Origin of the sequence: Burkholderia sp. Bp8986, assembly GCF_003854225.1 — a bacterium.
Lineage (GTDB): Bacteria > Pseudomonadota > Gammaproteobacteria > Burkholderiales > Burkholderiaceae > Burkholderia.
Genome location: NZ_QTQM01000206.1, coordinates 1 through 538 on the forward strand (window position 1 = coordinate 1; position 538 = coordinate 538).

Here is a 538-nt window from a genome sequence, read left to right on the forward strand (position 1 = left end):
TAATGGCCGCACATTGCCTCGAAGCGTGCGTTGACCGCGCGCTCCTTGCCGCGGCCGACCTTGTCCACGGCGGTCTTCATGTTGTCGTAGATGCCGCGGCGCGGAACGCCGCCAAACGCGGCGAATGCGCGGGCGTGCGCATCGAACAGCATCTCGTGACTCTGGGTCGGATAGGCGACCAGCCAGAACGCCCGGCTGGCATTGAGCTTGACGTGGGCGACCTCCAGGCGTCGCCGCAACCCGCCGATGAAGGCGTATTCGCAGCTCCAGTCAAACTGGAATGCTTCGCCGGGTTCGAAGGCCAGCGGTACATAGGCCTTCCTGCGCGGGGCTTCAGCCTGCTCCTCGTGCCAGCGTCTCACGAAGGCGCTGACGCGGCCGTAGCTGCCGGCGTAGCCCTCGCCGCGGATGGCCTCGAACATGAACCGGGCCGTGCGCCGGTCACGCTTCGGGCGATGACTGTCTGCCCGCAGCCAGCCCGTCAGTTGCGCGGCCCACTCGTCGACGACGCTCGGGCTGACGCGCTTCGGGTACTTCG

General features: G+C 67.5%; 1 protein-coding gene. It reads right to left on the reverse strand.

The window, feature by feature from the left end:
• Window positions 1-538, reverse strand: a 538-nt coding sequence (istA, locus tag DID99_RS36895; RefSeq protein WP_124668741.1) for an IS21 family transposase, incomplete at both ends; no start/stop codon positions are given.